Annotated in this window: 15 protein-coding genes; 5 read left to right on the plus strand and 10 right to left on the minus strand. The window is 49.2% G+C overall.

The window, feature by feature from the left end; all coding sequences use genetic code 11:
- Positions 1 to 15: 15 nt before the first annotated feature.
- From BWI97_RS11815 to BWI97_RS11825, 3 genes are all read right to left on the minus strand, one after another.
- Positions 16 to 1,881 carry an ABC-F family ATP-binding cassette domain-containing protein gene (locus BWI97_RS11815; RefSeq protein ID WP_094814119.1) on the minus strand — a complete coding sequence of 622 codons (1,866 nt, stop codon included), beginning with the start codon at positions 1,879 to 1,881 and terminating at the stop codon, positions 16 to 18.
- Positions 1,878 to 2,957: a chorismate synthase gene (aroC, locus tag BWI97_RS11820; protein ID WP_094814157.1), complete on the minus strand. Its 1,080-nt coding sequence runs from the start codon at positions 2,955 to 2,957 to the stop codon at positions 1,878 to 1,880. Before aroC ends, BWI97_RS11815 begins: the two co-directional genes overlap by 4 nt.
- 77 nt (positions 2,958 to 3,034) lie before the next feature.
- Positions 3,035 to 4,444 (minus strand): BatD family protein, encoded by a 1,410-nt coding sequence (locus BWI97_RS11825; RefSeq protein WP_094814121.1) that lies wholly within the window; start codon positions 4,442 to 4,444, stop codon positions 3,035 to 3,037.
- Positions 4,445 to 4,507: 63 nt separating this feature from the next.
- Between BWI97_RS11825 and BWI97_RS11830 the strand changes: the two genes are divergently transcribed.
- Positions 4,508 to 4,735 carry a hypothetical protein gene (locus tag BWI97_RS11830; protein ID WP_094814123.1) on the plus strand — a complete coding sequence of 76 codons (228 nt, stop codon included), beginning with the start codon at positions 4,508 to 4,510 and terminating at the stop codon, positions 4,733 to 4,735.
- Between the two features lie 159 nt (positions 4,736 to 4,894).
- Here the strand turns inward: BWI97_RS11830 and BWI97_RS11835 are convergent, their stop codons facing one another.
- The 7 genes from BWI97_RS11835 to BWI97_RS11865 form a co-directional block, all read right to left on the minus strand.
- Positions 4,895 to 6,265: a dihydroorotase gene (locus BWI97_RS11835; protein WP_102201157.1), complete on the minus strand. Its 1,371-nt coding sequence runs from the start codon at positions 6,263 to 6,265 to the stop codon at positions 4,895 to 4,897.
- 69 nt (positions 6,266 to 6,334) lie between these two features.
- On the minus strand, positions 6,335 to 7,315 hold the full coding sequence (gene hemB / locus BWI97_RS11840; RefSeq protein ID WP_102201193.1) for a porphobilinogen synthase: 981 nt from the start codon (positions 7,313 to 7,315) through the stop codon (positions 6,335 to 6,337).
- Positions 7,316 to 7,400: 85 nt separating this feature from the next.
- Positions 7,401 to 7,877 (minus strand): DUF456 domain-containing protein, encoded by a 477-nt coding sequence (locus BWI97_RS11845; protein WP_102201158.1) that lies wholly within the window; start codon positions 7,875 to 7,877, stop codon positions 7,401 to 7,403.
- An 81-nt stretch (positions 7,878 to 7,958) separates the two neighbouring features.
- On the minus strand, positions 7,959 to 8,744 hold the full coding sequence (gene rnc, locus BWI97_RS11850; protein ID WP_094814129.1) for a ribonuclease III: 786 nt from the start codon (positions 8,742 to 8,744) through the stop codon (positions 7,959 to 7,961).
- A gap of 43 nt (positions 8,745 to 8,787) precedes the next feature.
- Complete coding sequence (gene fabF / locus BWI97_RS11855) at positions 8,788 to 10,035, minus strand: beta-ketoacyl-ACP synthase II (RefSeq protein ID WP_094814131.1); 1,248 nt, start codon at positions 10,033 to 10,035, stop codon at positions 8,788 to 8,790.
- Between the two features lie 162 nt (positions 10,036 to 10,197).
- Positions 10,198 to 10,434: an acyl carrier protein gene (locus BWI97_RS11860; RefSeq protein ID WP_094814133.1), complete on the minus strand. Its 237-nt coding sequence runs from the start codon at positions 10,432 to 10,434 to the stop codon at positions 10,198 to 10,200.
- A 232-nt stretch (positions 10,435 to 10,666) separates the two neighbouring features.
- Positions 10,667 to 11,359, minus strand: a complete 693-nt coding sequence (locus BWI97_RS11865; RefSeq protein ID WP_094814161.1) for a head GIN domain-containing protein — start codon at positions 11,357 to 11,359, stop codon at positions 10,667 to 10,669.
- A gap of 213 nt (positions 11,360 to 11,572) precedes the next feature.
- Between BWI97_RS11865 and rplS the strand changes: the two genes are divergently transcribed.
- The 4 genes from rplS to fucP all read left to right on the plus strand — a co-directional run bounded on the left by rplS (position 11,573) and on the right by fucP (position 15,429).
- Positions 11,573 to 11,929 (plus strand): 50S ribosomal protein L19, encoded by a 357-nt coding sequence (gene rplS, locus BWI97_RS11870; protein ID WP_094814135.1) that lies wholly within the window; start codon positions 11,573 to 11,575, stop codon positions 11,927 to 11,929.
- 137 nt (positions 11,930 to 12,066) lie between these two features.
- Positions 12,067 to 12,894, plus strand: coding sequence for an amidohydrolase (locus BWI97_RS11875; RefSeq protein ID WP_102201159.1), 828 nt, complete (start codon positions 12,067 to 12,069; stop codon positions 12,892 to 12,894).
- Positions 12,895 to 12,987: 93 nt separating this feature from the next.
- Positions 12,988 to 13,776 carry an SDR family oxidoreductase gene (locus BWI97_RS11880; RefSeq protein WP_102201160.1) on the plus strand — a complete coding sequence of 263 codons (789 nt, stop codon included), beginning with the start codon at positions 12,988 to 12,990 and terminating at the stop codon, positions 13,774 to 13,776.
- Between the two features lie 300 nt (positions 13,777 to 14,076).
- Positions 14,077 to 15,429 (plus strand): L-fucose:H+ symporter permease, encoded by a 1,353-nt coding sequence (gene fucP / locus BWI97_RS11885; protein WP_102201161.1) that lies wholly within the window; start codon positions 14,077 to 14,079, stop codon positions 15,427 to 15,429.
- The last annotated feature ends 141 nt before the right edge of the window (positions 15,430 to 15,570 follow it).

Raw genomic sequence — 15,570 nt, forward strand, 5'->3', positions numbered from 1 at the left:
GAACCGTCCGTTTCCTTATTCCGATAATTCCATCCAGCGAAATTCTTTTTCTTCGAGCTGAACGTTGATTTCCTCAATCTCTTTGGACCACAGCGTAATCTGTTGATAATCGCCTTCGCCGGCGTTCATTTGTTCAGTAATAGCTGCCCGTTGTCCCTCCAGTTCGGTAATTTCCTTTTCGAGCGTTTCCAATTCCCGCTGTTCCTTGTAACTCAGCTTTCGTTTCGTGGAAACCGGAGCTGGCGTAGAAGCCGGTTTAGGAGCTTCGACTTTGGGTTTTGTCGGTTCAACAACAGGGGCACTACTCAGGTTTTCGCGATAATCGGTATAGTTGCCGGGGAAATCCCTGATTCTTCCTTCACCTTCAAAAACAAACAAGTGCTCTACCAGACGGTCCATGAAATAGCGGTCGTGAGAAACCAGTACCAGACAGCCCGCAAACTGGAGCAGATAATCTTCCAGTACATTCAGCGTCTGGATGTCCAGATCGTTCGTGGGCTCATCCAGAATCAGAAAGTTCGGGTTCTGAATCAGGACCTGCAACAGTTGCAAGCGACGTTTTTCACCCCCCGAAAGCTTTTCTACATTGGTGTATTGCTTCTTCGGATCGAATAAAAAATGTTGCAGAAACTGACTGGCCGTAATCGTCTCACCGGAACCCAGCGTAACGACCTCCGCAATGTCTTTTACTACGTCGATGACTCGCTGTCCGGGCTTAAACGTCGGTTCACTTTGCGTATAATAACCAAACCGAACCGTTTCTCCGACACTGATCACGCCGGAGTCGGCTTGCTGTTCTCCCGTCAAAATGTCCAGAAACGTAGATTTCCCCACCCCGTTCTTTCCCACAATCCCTACCCGCTCGCGACGGCGAAACACGTATTCAAAGTCCTCGACGATTTTCAGATCGCCAAAAGCCTTTTTGATATGTTCCAGCTCGATAATCTTGCTACCCAGCCGGGCCATGCCAATGTTCAGCTCCACGTTCGACTCCTTCCGCCCCTGATTTGCCTTATCCTGTAAGTCGTAAAAGGCATCAATGCGGTACTGGGCTTTCGTACCCCGGGCCTTGGGTTGCCGCCGCATCCACTCCAGTTCGCGACGGAGCAGGTTTTGGGCTTTATCCACACTCGCGGATTCCGATGCATGGCGTTCCGACTGGCGTTCCAGAAAATAGGAATAGTTACCCTTGTATCGGTAGATATTTCCCTCGTCCAGCTCCAGGATTTCCGTACACACCCGATCCAGGAAATAGCGGTCGTGCGTCACGAGTAACAGCGTCATATTCGCCGTACCCAGGTAATTTTCCAGCCACTCGATCGCTTCCAGATCCAGGTGGTTGGTAGGCTCATCCAGAATAAGTAAATCCGGCTCGTCGAGCAGTACTTTAGCCAGAGCCACCCGCTTCCGCTGGCCCCCCGAAAGCTGTCCTACCTGCTTGTCAAAGTTGGATTCAGCTACGCCGAGTCGGCCCAGTACCTGCTTTACTTTCGATTCGTAATCCCAGGCCTTCTGTACTTCCATTTGCTCGGCAGCGTCGGCCAGTTGCTGATCCGTGCCATCGATCAGAGCCAGTTCATACGCCCGAATGGCCTGCAGCAGGGGGGTGTCGCCGAGGAACAGCGTATCCAGTACGGTCTGGTTTTCATCCAGATTCGGTTGCTGATTGAGATACCCAACCCGTACTTCCTTACGAATACTGACGGTTCCTTCTTCGGCAGTCTGTAAACCAGCCAGTACGTCCATCAAAGACGTTTTACCCGTTCCGTTTCGACCCACCAGGGCAACTTTGTCGCCCTTACTTAAGCCAAACGTGATATTTCTGAAAAGCCAGCGTTCTCCCGTTGATTTCGAGAGCCCTTCGGCGGATAAATAATTCATGCCTTCCTCGCCTGATTCAACAAATAAAAATCCACTAATACTAAGGCCGCCATCGCCTCTACGATGGGTACAGCCCGGGGTACCACGCAGGGGTCGTGTCGCCCTTTGCCCGATACGACGGCCGGATTTCCGTGGACATCCACCGATTCCTGATCCTGCATAATCGTAGCTACGGGTTTGAAAGCTACGCGGAAATAAATGTCTTCCCCGTTCGAAATACCCCCCTGAATACCGCCGGAAAGGTTGGTCCGCGTGCGTACCTTGCCCGTTTCGTCGGTGTAGTACTCATCGTTATGTTCTGAGCCGTATTGTTCAACACCCGCAAAGCCAGAACCGTATTCAAAACCTTTCACGGCGTTAATGGAAAGCATGGCTTTGCCTAATTCTGCGTGCAACTTGTCAAACACGGGTTCGCCCCAGCCCGCCGGAACGCCCGTACACACGCAGGATACTACGCCACCGATGCTATCGCCCTTTTTACGGGTTTCGTCAATGTACGCGAACATCTGCTCGGCTACCTCGGGATCAGGGCAACGTACGGCGTTTTCCTCCGCCAGAGCCAGATTCAACTGCTGATAGGGAATTTCCATTTTCAGCTTTCCCACCTGCGATACGTAGGCCTGAATCGATACACCCAATTGCTGAAGTACCAGTTTCGCCAGGGCTCCTGCTGCCACCCGAGCCGCCGTTTCGCGGGCGGACGAACGTCCCCCACCCCGGTAATCGCGAACGCCGTACTTGGCCGTGTAGGTGTAGTCCGCGTGCGAAGGCCGGAACTGCTCGGAAATGTGGCTGTAATCTTTGGACCGCTGATCTTCGTTCGGAATCATCAGGCCGATGGGTGTACCCGTTGTCTTGCCTTCGAATACCCCCGACAGGACCTGAAACGTATCGGATTCTTTGCGTTGCGTAGTAATGCGGGACTGGCCGGGTTTACGCCGATCCAGGTCCTGCTGAATAAAGGCTTCATCGAAGGTGATTCCGGCCGGACAACCGTCGATTACGACACCGATCGCTTTTCCGTGGGATTCACCAAACGTGCTGATTTTAAATAACGTACCGTATGTACTGGACATAAATTCGTACTGTTTGAGGATCAGCTGACCGTAGTCAGCCATCCGAAATAGAAGACAAAACCGTAAACGAGGGTCGGCTAGCCGCGTTTCCCTCGTATGAAAATATACACCATTCCCAAAGCCATAATCGCCAGTAGCCCATTCGCCAAACTCAGAATGGTATGCTGAACATTCACGAAGGGTTTCGTACTGTCCAGGTTTTCAAGATTACTGAAGAGCGAACCCGCCAGTGCATCCGAATCGGTATTGGTAATTTTTTCACCCTGACTTTTCAGAACCATATTCGACTGCCAGTTGACGTAGCGGCCGGTTCGTGGATTGAAAAATATCCAGCGAAAATACATGCTTAACGGGAAGTTTCCGGCCTGTTTGGGAATGATCTGAAAAGTAAAAGTTTTTTCGCCACTCACCCGGCTCCGTCGACGCGTAATGGATTGCTGGATGGTGGGTGGGTAAAAATCAAAAAAGTTATCATTTTCGGGCGTTGGAATCAGAATCGGGGTTAGGTTACCAATGCCGTTTATCGTGATTTTGTACTGAATCGTTTTCCCCGTTTGTACGACCCGGGTACTAAGTTGTTCCCGTACCGAATATTCCCCAGTAACGGCCTGATTGCGGCGGGCATCCTGGGGCAGCGGGACGGGACGAATGACGAGAGGTTTACTATGAAACGTCAGAAAAGACTGTTTTTTCGACTTTTCATCAGTCACGCTCATTTTCAGACTTACGGCAGGAAACTGGATCGGCTCCGTATTCAACGGAAAATATACTGCCTGAAAGAGCCGGTACTCGGTGTACCTTCGGCCATTAATCGTGGTTTCAAACACCTGGGGTTCGCCGCGTATACCAAAATTTTCTTCCCAGCAGTTTGCGGGTCGTATCTGCTTGAGAATAGCCCCTAATTGCAGGTTTAACGCATAGAAACCCATTTCCAGGGGATTATCATCCGCAACAAAAAAGCCCAAACTCAGGTTAAAGCCTTCGCCCGCGTAGACCTGACTGCGGTTGGAACTGAGGAGTAAAAACGCGGACGCTTTGGCATCCGCAGGCGTGGGTTCAACGGCTTCCTCCTCTTCTTCTGACACTGTCTCTTTGGCAACGGCATCGGTCACAATGACAATTCCACCCATCGATTGAACGGTCTGCCCATTTACATTCATGGTAAATGGCGTGACAGCGTAATTTCCCGGTTGGTTTGGAATATAATTTTGAGTGATGCGTTGTACTATTTCCGTACGATTGCCTACGGTGGTACTGGAAGTAGTAGTGGTGGTGCCCCGGCGGCTCATTCCCATGACATCCGGGAAGCGATCGTACTCGCGTTGTTCGCTCCCCGTGATGACTACGGTGATCGTATAGGGCTTGCCGGCAGGTATAGAAGAAGGCCCTAATTCAATGCGAATCGCGTTTTGCTGGGCAAAAACAAAAATTCTTGAAAAAGAACAATAAAAAAGTAGGATAATTAAATATATTTGTCGTGCCTTCATCGTTACAAAGATAGGCCGAAACTAATGGCCCAGCCATTTGTTAAACCTTAAACCAATTATGCCATGTCCATCACGGTATTGGAATATGTCAAGATCATTCTCCAGAAAGTAAGTTTTGACGCTCATTTATTCGAAAAAGAACTGCGTAAAGCCTTACGCCAATTGATTCCTGCTGAAGTTAAAGAACTCAAACAATGGTGCTATACCCTGTTTGGTAAAATATACTACCGCATTTTACGTCGCTGTTTTGCTACGGTCCGTTTCCGTCGCCTGCGATTTGCCAGAGAATAGTTTGTGATGATTTTAGGGACATCAGAATCCTCGTCGGGTTTCCGACGAGGATTTTTGTTTCTTAGGTAACGTATTTATAATCAGAATATTGAAGAATGCTTATTGCATAAGAAAGCATTCTTACCAAGGGATACGCTAGATTCATCTACCCGCTATACGTTACGCGGGGATGAACGTCAGGCGTTCGCCCGTTTTTTCTTCGTTGAATGCTCCATTCGCGTACGCCACGTGACCCGATACGATGGTATGCGTAACGGCGGAGCGGAAGTTGTATCCTTCCAGCGGCGACCAGCCACATTGAAAGTTCAGGCTTTCTTTCGTAACCACATTGGGACGATTTAGATCCACCAGCACCAGATCGGCCCAGTAGCCTTCGCGGATGTAGCCCCGTTTTTCCATCCGGAAACAATCGGCTACGGCGTGTGACATTTTTCGAACGATGGTTTCCAAAGAAATTTTTCCGTCCTGATAAAACTCCAGCATCAGTAGCAGGGGATGCTGCACCAGCGGTAAACCCGAGGGGGCCTGCCAGTACGACTGTTGTTTTTCTTCCCAGGTGTGGGGAGCGTGGTCCGTAGCGATTACGTCGATTCGGTCATCGAGCAGAGCCTGTAACAGTTGTTGCTTGTGATCATCGGCTTTAATCGCCGGATTACACTTGATCTGATTGCCCAGGCGTTCGTAATCGCGGGCATCAAACCAGAGGTGGTGTACACAGACTTCCGACGTAATGTGTTTCTGGTGTTTGCGTTTTACGCTTTCGGCATCAGAATATCCGTAATAGCCTTTGTCAAACAAGGCCGTTTCTTCGCCAGTCGTAAGATGCAGAACGTGCAAACGCGTACCGTGCTGTTTGGCTAGTTCTACCGCCATGGAGCTGGATTTGTAACACGCCTCTTCATTCCGGATTTCGGGGTGTACGCGGGCGGGGGCATCGTCACCGTACCGTTCCTTATAGGCCGCTACATTGGCCCGAATTGTGGCTTCATCTTCACAGTGCGTAGCAATTAGGTACGGTGCGTTGGCGAAAAGTTTTCCTAGTACGACTGGGTTATCTACCAGCATATTGCCCGTCGATGATCCCATGAAAATTTTTACACCGCAAACCTGCGTAGCGTCCGTCCGCATGACCTCGTCGTAATTGTCGTTCGAGGCTCCCATAAAGAAGGAGTAATTAGCAAGGGAACTACGATTAGCAATCGCGTACTTATCGGCCAGCAGTTCCTGCGTGAGTGCATTAGGAACGGTATTAGGCATTTCCATAAAGCTCGTCACGCCACCGGAAACCGCCGCCCGGGCTTCCGATCGGATGGTCGCCTTGTGCGTAAGGCCCGGTTCCCGGAAATGTACCTGGTCGTCAATGACACCGGGTAACAGATACTGGCCTTTGGCATCAATGACCTGATCGGCGTTCAGTCCGGAAAGGCCCGTACCGATTTTTTCAATGAACCCATCTTTGATGAATACGTCCGCCGGGCGAATCTGTCCTTCGTTGACCAGCTGAGTATTAAGAATAAGAAGTGAAGACATAAGAAGGTCTGGCTAAAAAGATGCCCTGTATGCAAGCAGACAGGGCATCCGGAAAGTATTCAAAAGAACTTATCGTTGTTGCTGGATTTGAGCAAACTCCTTCGCGAAGTACGTCAGAATAATCTTTGCTCCCGCCCGTTTGATGGACGTCAGCGTTTCGAGCATCACCCGATCCCCGTCAATCCAGCCTTTCTGGGCGGCGGCTTTGATCATGGAGTATTCACCCGAAATATTGTACGCAGCAATGGGCAGAGCGAAGTTATCATTCAACATCTTGATGATGTCCAGATACAGCATGGCGGGCTTCACCATCAAATAATCGGCTCCTTCGGCGTAATCGAGTTCGGCTTCAATCAAAGCCTCCTTGATGTTGGCCGGATTCATCTGATATGTTTTCTTGTCGCCGAACTTGGGGGCTGATTCCAGGGCATCCCGGAAAGGACTGTACAGAGCCGACGCGTACTTGGCTGTGTACGACATGATCGCTACTTTCGAAAATCCGGCGTCATCGAGTTTCTCCCGCAGGTACCCGACCCGACCGTCCATCATATCCGAAGGCCCGAGAATGTCGGCACCCGCCTGAGCCTGAGCAACACCCATTTTGCCTAAGTATTCCAGCGTTTCGTCGTTCAGAATCTCACCATTCTCTACGTACCCATCGTGCCCATCCGAGCTGTAAGGGTCCATGGCTACGTCCGTCATGACTACTACGTCCGGGTACTTACTCTTCACCGCATGAATGGCTTCCAGATACATGCTACCCTCCCGCCAGCTTTCACTGGCGTACTTATCTTTTTTGGATTCATCCAAACCGGGAAATAAATCAAAAGCTTTGATGCCTAAGTCCTGGCACTGGCCGATTTCATCCAGCAAATTATCCAGCGAATGTCGATACACACCCGGCATCGAAGCTACTTCTCGTTTTACATTTTGTCCTTCTACCACAAAAACCGGCAGAATGAGATCATTTACCGAAACGCTCGTTTCTTCAACCAACGCTCGCACCGCGGCACTTGTACGCAACCGACGGGGACGACGTAATATATGCATAGCTACTACAGGATACGTGAAAAACTGCCGCAAAGGTACGGCTCCTACGGTTTGAGAAGGACAGAAAAGTTGAAATCGTTCGAGGTTACTTGATAAAAGCGGCGATGGCGTACCCAATCATAACCAGACACAAAACGACCTTCATAAACATACCCGCCATGAAGCCCAGAAAGGAGCCAAACGCAGCCCGCATGGCTTTGCCTGAAGCCATACCGCCGTACATTTCTCCGCCCATCGCTCCCACAAAGGCTCCCACAAACATCCCTCCGGGAATGGGCAGGATTAAACCCAGGATAAGTCCAATGGTAGTGCCGTACGTGCCGTAGGTGGTACCGCCAAATTTTCGTACGCCCCAAATGGGTACCAGATAATCCAGTACGGCAATGATGAACGTAACGATCCCGAGAACAATGAGGGTGGTGGAAGAAAACGTGGCCCGCCCTGACCAGTGCAATAGTAGCAAGCCTAAAAAACTCAGCGGTGGACCGGGCAAAGGCAGAACGGCTCCGGCCAAACCAACGAGCAGGGCCAGTACGCCCAGAATGACTAATAAAATTTCCATACGTTTTTAGAGGTTATTGGCCTGAAAATAAAAAAAGCCATCCGTTCGGGATAGCTTTTTCACAAAAAAAGAAGTACCAACTTAACTGACTGGCTTAACCAGGTTCAGTTTTTCGATGGCTTTTTCGGAAGCCGACTGCTCGGCTTTCTTTTTATTGAACCCGGTACCCGTGGCGAATACTTCGTTATCGACCATGAGTTCGGCAATGAATTCCTTATGTCGGGCAGATCCTTTTTCCGTTACCTCAAAGCGAAGGTCGCGACCTTCCCGCTGAGCCCATTCGATGATCTGCGACTTGTAATTGATATTGGTTTCTACCACTTTATCCAGATCGAAATAACTGGAAAGCAGTCGTTTCAAAATAAATTTCTTGGTAAACTGAAATCCTTTATCCAGGTAAATTGCTCCTACGAATGCTTCCAGAGCATCGCCGTACATGGACGTACGGGCCAGTACGGTCCGGCGATTCGGGTCGTATTCCACCAGCGTATCCAGTCCCAGTTTACGAGCCACCAGATTAAGCGATTCGCGATTGACAATCCGGGAGCGGATTTCGGTCAGGAAACCTTCGTCTTTGTACGGATACTTTTTGAAGAGATACTCGGCCACGACCATACCCAGCACCGCATCGCCCAGGTATTCGAGCCGTTCGTTGGAAAGTCGGAGATCTTTGCCGTTGACGGGCTTACTCACCGACGTATGCATAAACGCCAGCCGGTATAGTTCCACATTGGACGGACGGGTACCGATAAGCGTAGCTACCGCTTTCTTCAGCTTTTTATCCTTGTCGGACGGTGATCTGAAAAACTGGGTCAGAGGGTCAAAGACCGTAGAAACGAATAGCGGTAGCAGCACAGTGTAAAACATTTATTGGCTGAGCCGTAGGTCAGCAACCCACGGCTCAACCCGACTATACTTTCTTGAAAACAACGCAAGTGTTGTGTCCGCCAAAACCAAAAGTGTTGCTAATCGCCACTTCTACCTTCCGGGCCTGGGGCTCATTGAAGGTAAGGTTTAAATTTGGATTAATATCAGGATCGTCCGTAAAATGGTTGATCGTAGGCGGTATCAACTGATTTTTAATCGCCAGAATTGCAGCTACCGCTTCAATCGCAGCCGCTCCCCCTAACAGGTGACCGGTCATGGATTTCGTGGAACTGATATTCAGCTTGGTAGCATGTTCGCCGAACAAACGCTCAATGGCCTTTAGTTCCTGCGGATCGCCGATGGGCGTAGATGTACCGTGGGTGTTAATGTAATCGACTGATTCTAAAGGCAATTCAGCGTCTTCCAAAGCCAGCTTCATACACATATAGGCACCACGTCCGTCCGGATGGGGAGCTGTAATGTGATACGCATCGGATGACATTCCGCCACCCATGATTTCGCAGTAGATTTTTGCTCCACGGGCTACGGCATGCTCGTACTCTTCCAGAATCAGAGCGGCTCCACCTTCACCCAATACAAAACCCTCGCGGTCTTTGTCGTAGGGGCGGGAAGCCGTGGCGAAATCGTCATTGCGTTCGGAAAGGGCTTTCAGGGCGTTAAAACCACCCACACCCGCCTGTGTAACAGCCGCTTCCGATCCACCGGATACGCAAATATCCATCTTACCCAAACGGATGTAATTAAACGCGTCGATCAGGGCATTTCCTGAAGAAGCACAGGCCGATACGGTGACGTAGGTAGGTCCGCGAAATCCGTGACGGATGGAGATCAGTCCGGCGGAACTATCCGCAATCATTTTGGGGATAAAGAAGGGATTGAACCGGGGGTTTCCATCGCCCCCGCCAAAATTCAGTACTTCATCCTCAAACGTTTTGAGTCCACCGATACCGGCACCCCAGATTACGCCTACGCGATCAAGGTCTACTTTTTCTTTATCGATGCCCGCGTCCGCAATCGCCTCATCGGCGGTTACGACGGCGTACTGGGTAAACCAGTCCATCTTGCGGGCCTCCTGGCGAGGAATGTACGCCTGTACGTCAAAGTTTTTTACCTCACAGGCAAATTTGGTACGGAAACGGGTGGCATCGAACCGCGTAATGAGATTGGCACCGCTGACGCCTCGGGTCAGTCCGTCCCAGTATTCCTCTACCGTATTTCCTATGGGGGTAAGAGCTCCTAGTCCAGTGACAACAACTCGCTTCAATTGCATAGCGTAATAGTTTTATAATCAGGTTCAGTGATTGACTTGCCTCTTGTATCGAGAGTTTGTTTAGCAAGAAAAATCCGAACCAACAGAATCAAAAAAATGTGCTAATCCGAAAAGAGGCACCGAAATGCCTTTTTCCAAATTAGCACCGCTGATAGATGTTACTTACTTGGCGTGTTCTTCCAGATAGGCAACAGCCTGACCGACCGTCGTGATCGTTTCAGCCTGATCGTCGGGAATAGACACATTGAATTCTTTTTCAAATTCCATGATGAGTTCCACGGTATCGAGCGAGTCAGCCCCGAGGTCATTCGTAAAGCTAGCTTCCGGCGTCACTTCCGACTCCTCCACGCCCAATTTGTCAACGATAATCTGCTTGACTTTAGCCGAGATTTCTGACATTGTGTTTGAGTGATTTGGTTCAAAAAACGTCGCAAAGAAAATTACTTGAATGCAGATTGTCAAACATATTTTTCAGAGCGAGCGTTTATTAAATTTTTTTTTCGGTTTTAAAATTCGATTCAATCGGCATTGATCGGCTTTTTCCTCCCCTTTTCTAATAAAATTCTAATGCATAAAAAAAGAGAAAGCCGGTCTGACTTTTCTCTTTTCAGTCGTATACAGAAAGGAATTTTTATTCGTTCGAAACCTGGCTAGCTCCTGAGGTATTGGCAGTTACGGACGGACGGCCCCGATATCGCACCTGACTGGCTCCACTGGCATCGGCCACTAATTTTTCGGTTACGTAGACGCGGGCCGAGCTGGCTCCGGAAACATTTACGTTCGCCTGACTAACTTTAAATTCTTCGCCTTTAAAGATGGTAGCTCCCGAAATTTTTCCGTCAAGACTTTCCGCATTTCCGTTTAAAGTAACCTGAGAAGCACCGGACAAATCCATTTGTACCTGTTTGGCCCGCGTATCAATGCTGACCTGAGAAGCTCCGGAAATATCAATGTTCATCCGATTTTGGCTACCGAAACCCGCTACTTTGGCCTGGGAAGCTCCACTGAATCGTACACCCGTCAGGGCGGGCATGGTGATGTGGACGTGTACACGCTGACGATTATTCGAACGCCGATTGCTTTCCCGGTACCGAATCCGAAGCTGACCGCTGCTGACGTTGGCCTCCAGCTCGTCGAGGTCTTTCTGTTCGCCTTCCACTTCTACGTTGAAACTACCCGGCTTTACGTCAATGATAAAGGCTGATCCTAAATCCAGACGGTCAAAATTACTTAGATTGAATGTTTTTCTGGTCTGTGCTCCTACTGAGGTAGCCACTAGCAGGCTCAGGAAAAAGAATACGGAGGTTACGTGTTTGGTATTCATCACGGCTGACAAGGTTTCATGGTGAGTGTAGGACGGAAAGATGTTTTCGCTTAAAGATTTGTTGCATAGCGAATTAAAAAATACCGGACTTTTGTACCTGCCAAAAGAATCCGTATCTTTGCGGCTCATTTCGGCAACCGCTCGACCTGTGGGATTCGATGTTGCCGATCTATCAATGAGTTAGACCATTTTAACAAAACTCTTTCAGAGATCATGAGTGATCTGATCAAACTGGTAGAAGCTGATAATTCAGCTCGCCGGACCGACATCCCCGATTTCAAATCTGGCGATACGCTTAACGTTCACGTAAAAATTCGTGAAGGAAATAAAGAACGTATCCAGGTTTTCACTGGTGCGGTAATTCAACGCAAAAATTCTGGTACGAATGGCGAAACGTTTACGGTACGTAAAGTATCTAATGGCGTTGGCGTAGAGCGTATCTTCCCCCTTCTTTCGCCCAACATCGACAAAATCGAAGTGGTACGTCGCGGTCTGGTACGTCGTGCTCGTCTGTACTACCTGCGTGGCAAACAAGGTAAGGCTGCCAAAATCAAAGAAAAGAAAAAATAGCCTTGAGCTACTCCCTTTTAAAGGTCGTTCCTGTACAGAACGACCTTTTTTTGTACCCAATCCAAAGGTTTTACGCTTTCCTTCTTTATTTTTACCATCCTTGCCTATACTGATTTTAGCTATTCCTCTCTAGACACATGAAAATTGACTCACATCAGCACTTCTGGCAGTATGATCCTATTCGGGATGCCTGGATTACTCCCGCCATGCAGGCCATCCGCCGGGATTTTTTTCCGGAAGACCTCCAGCCACTCCTTCAGAAAACGGGCATTGATGGCACGATAGCCGTCCAATCCGATCAATCCGAAGCTGAAACGGAATTTCTGCTTTCCCTGGCGGAACAACACGATTTTATCAAAGGCGTGGTAGGCTGGGTGGATTTACGGTCAGAGACTCTGAGTGAACGCCTTGAAATGTTTCGGGCGTTTCCTAAACTCAAAGGTTTTCGTCATATCGTACAAGCAGAGCCGGATGATCTGTTTCTGCTTCGGACGGAGTTTATGGAAGGCGTACGGACCCTTGGTGAGTATGGCTATACCTATGATGTATTGATTTATCCAAAGCACCTGCCCGTCGCCCGCGAACTCGCTACGCGTCTGCCCTATAACCGCTTCGTGGTCGATCACGGAGCGAAACCCCTGATTAAACAGGGCGAACTGGAAAAATGGACCGCCGATATTCAGTCGCTGGGTAAACGCGAAAATGTTTGCTGCAAAGTATCCGGACTGGTGACGGAAGCCGACTGGGAAAAATGGTCGCTTAAACAGCTTCGCCCCTATCTGGACGTTATTTTCGAATCCTTTGGTACTTCCCGTACCATGTTTGGTTCCGATTGGCCCGTTTGTCTGGTTGCTTCCGCTTACGAACGCTGGGTAGAGATACTAAACGAATACATGGAACCGTTTTCGGAAACTGAAAAAGCTCAGTTCTGGGGAATCACGGCTACTGAATTTTATAGTTTATAAGGTTATCTTACTACGATTAGGCTCTTTTGGTATAGTCAGGCTTGGTATCGTTACTAAGCAACAGATCCCTTAAGAACATTTAACGCATTCGTAATGAATCTAAACCTATCCAATAAAGTCATCATTGTTACGGGCGGTGCCAAAGGCATTGGCGAAGGAATTAGTCAAGTGCTGGCTGCCGAAGGAGCGATTCCGGTCATTATTGGTCGTAGTGAGTCCGATAATTTGAAAACAGTAGCAGCCATTGAAGCGGCGGGCAGTCAGGCCTTTCAGGTACCTGCCGAATTGACCCAGCCCAGCGAATGTGAAAAGGCTGTTCGATTGACGTTGGAGAAGTTTGGTGTCATCGATGGACTGGTCAACAACGCCGGGGTAAACGATGGAGTAGGTCTGGAAAATGGTACCTATGAAGACTTTATAGCTTCACTGCACAAAAACCTGATTCATTACTACCTGATGGCTCAGTATGCCTTGCCTGCTCTGAAAGCATCGCAGGGAGCCATTGTCAATATTGGCTCAAAAACGGCTGAAACGGGTCAGGGAGGTACGTCTGCCTATGCCGCCGCGAACGGTGGCCGGAATGCACTTACCCGCGAATGGGCCGTTGAGCTACTCAAATACAATGTTCGGGTCAACGCAGTGATTGTAGCCGAAAGCTGGACGCCCCTGTACGAACGCTGGATCAATGGCTTACCCAACCCGGAAGAAAAACTCAAGGAAATTACCCGCAACATTCCCTTACAGCAACGCATGACCACCACCGAAGAACTTGGTACTACGGTCGCCTTTTTGTTATCCGACAAATCCAGTCATACCACCGGTCAGCTCATTCACGTGGACGGTGGATACGTACACCTGGACCGGGCTCTGGCAAATGCTTAATTAGGGAGTTTGAAAGGTTTAAGAAGGGTTTGAAAAGTTTAATGATTAAGGTTTGAAAGAACTCGCGGTCTGAAACGATGGGACTGTTTTTAGTAATGTTCCAGGGTAATACCTGCTGACAAATGGTTAGAGGCTGTATCCTGCCGTAAATCCATAGTCGCGGCACGCGTCAAACCTCAACCTTCACACTTATCAAACCTTACACGTTTCCAACTTCAAGCCCTTTTACACCTCCTGCAATCCTAGACGTCACCACCTCCTCACCCTTAGTAATTAATTCTCCCTCTAATCCTTCCTTTCATGGCACTTGGACCATCGTCTGAAAAAGTAAAAATTAAAGATGGCTCGGCTTCTGGCAGTTATCTGATTCCCTTTGCTCTGGTTACGAGCCTGTTTTTTTTATGGGGACTTGCCAACTCGCTGAATGGCTCGTTGATTAAACAATTCCAGATTGCTCTGGACTTAAGCCGTTTTCAGGCTGGTATTGTTGATTTCGCTTTTTATCTGGGCTATTTCTTCATGGCTCTCCCGGCGGGATACGTCATGCGAAAGTTCGGCTACAAGAAAGGCATTCTCTTTGGCCTGATTCTGTACGCGGCCGGAGCCTTTCTGTTTTACCCCGCCGCCAGTGCCCGCGTGTACGGATTCTTCCTCTTTGCTCTCTTCATGATTGCCAGTGGCATTGCCTTTCTGGAAACGGCAGCGAACCTGTATGTAACGGTATTGGGCGATCCGGAAACGTCAGAATGGCGATTGAATTTTTCCCAGTCTTTCAACGGGATCAGTCTGATCTTAGGTCCCATTATCGGAGCGTTGTTCATCTTCTCCCAAACCGAGTACACGCCTGAAATGCTGGCGGCCATGCCCGCTGCCGAGGTAGAGGCCATACGGGTACAGGAAGCTCTTTCGGTGCAGGGACCTTATCTGGCCATTGGCTCCATCGTAGCTTTTGTAGCCTTGATCTTTGCGGTAGTGAAAATGCCAGAAGTGGGGGCAGAAGAAGAAAAATCAGCCGGAAAAATCTCCATTACGCACCTATTCCGCCACAAACACCTGGTATACGGCATTATTGCTCAATTCGCCAACGTGGGTGCTCAGTCCGTACTCTGGGGCTATTTCGTGGACTTCAAGCTGGATTTCTCCCGGGAAACTCACTGGGTTCTGGCCGAAGGCTGGATGAAAATCATCAGCAGTGTCAGTGGACTGGACGCCTCTTCGCTTTCCAATACCCAGATCGCTGGATTCCACGCTTCGTTTGCACTGGTACTGTTTATGCTGGGTCGCTTTGTAGGTACTTCCCTCATGACCCGAATGCCCGCCCAACGTGTACTTACGATTTACTCCGTAGCCGCTGTGGCTTTCGTAGCCGTTGCTGGCCTTGCGGGTGGTCTGGTCGCCGTGATTTGCCTGAGCATGACGTACTTCTGCCAGTCCATCATGTTCCCCACCATTTTCGCCTTAGCGACCAAAAATCTGGGCGTTGAAGCAAAGATGGCCTCCTCTTTAATCATCATGAGTATCGTGGGCGGAGCGGTGTTACCCCTGGTAGCGGGTTTACTTTTTCCTTCCGGAGCTGCTATGGCCTTGCTGGTGCCCTTTGTCTGCTTTGCTTATGTCGTGTTTTTTGCCATTAAAGGCTACAAAGCTGATTAGTAGGTGAGATTCATTTCCCAATTTATCGCCAGAAGCCGGAACCCCACCGGCTTCCGGTCATTTAGAGCTTTCCTTCTATCTAAATTTTTCTTAAAGCCGATCCTTTCCCCCTATCTTTGTGTTTATATAGATAGTTTGCAA

The sequence above is a fragment of the Siphonobacter sp. BAB-5405 genome, assembly GCF_002872335.1.
Classification (GTDB): Bacteria; Bacteroidota; Bacteroidia; order Cytophagales; family Spirosomataceae; genus Siphonobacter.

What these genes read in the sequence shown, in the direction of transcription:
- rplS (WP_094814135.1), top strand. Translation starts at nt 11,573, where the DNA reads ATGAGTGATCTGATCAAACTGGTAGAAGCTGATAATTCAGCTCGCCGG.
- BWI97_RS11825 (WP_094814121.1), bottom strand. Translation starts at nt 4,444, where the DNA reads ATGAAGGCACGACAAATATATTTAATTATCCTACTTTTTTATTGTTCT.
- aroC (WP_094814157.1), bottom strand. Translation starts at nt 2,957, where the DNA reads ATGTCCAGTACATACGGTACGTTATTTAAAATCAGCACGTTTGGTGAA.
- BWI97_RS11845 (WP_102201158.1), bottom strand. Translation starts at nt 7,877, where the DNA reads ATGGAAATTTTATTAGTCATTCTGGGCGTACTGGCCCTGCTCGTTGGT.
- fucP (WP_102201161.1), top strand. Translation starts at nt 14,077, where the DNA reads ATGGCACTTGGACCATCGTCTGAAAAAGTAAAAATTAAAGATGGCTCG.
- BWI97_RS11875 (WP_102201159.1), top strand. Translation starts at nt 12,067, where the DNA reads ATGAAAATTGACTCACATCAGCACTTCTGGCAGTATGATCCTATTCGG.
- rnc (WP_094814129.1), bottom strand. Translation starts at nt 8,744, where the DNA reads ATGTTTTACACTGTGCTGCTACCGCTATTCGTTTCTACGGTCTTTGAC.
- BWI97_RS11815 (WP_094814119.1), bottom strand. Translation starts at nt 1,881, where the DNA reads ATGAATTATTTATCCGCCGAAGGGCTCTCGAAATCAACGGGAGAACGC.
- BWI97_RS11880 (WP_102201160.1), top strand. Translation starts at nt 12,988, where the DNA reads ATGAATCTAAACCTATCCAATAAAGTCATCATTGTTACGGGCGGTGCC.
- hemB (WP_102201193.1), bottom strand. Translation starts at nt 7,315, where the DNA reads ATGCATATATTACGTCGTCCCCGTCGGTTGCGTACAAGTGCCGCGGTG.
- BWI97_RS11835 (WP_102201157.1), bottom strand. Translation starts at nt 6,265, where the DNA reads ATGTCTTCACTTCTTATTCTTAATACTCAGCTGGTCAACGAAGGACAG.
- fabF (WP_094814131.1), bottom strand. Translation starts at nt 10,035, where the DNA reads ATGCAATTGAAGCGAGTTGTTGTCACTGGACTAGGAGCTCTTACCCCC.
- BWI97_RS11860 (WP_094814133.1), bottom strand. Translation starts at nt 10,434, where the DNA reads ATGTCAGAAATCTCGGCTAAAGTCAAGCAGATTATCGTTGACAAATTG.
- BWI97_RS11830 (WP_094814123.1), top strand. Translation starts at nt 4,508, where the DNA reads ATGTCCATCACGGTATTGGAATATGTCAAGATCATTCTCCAGAAAGTA.
- BWI97_RS11865 (WP_094814161.1), bottom strand. Translation starts at nt 11,359, where the DNA reads ATGAATACCAAACACGTAACCTCCGTATTCTTTTTCCTGAGCCTGCTA.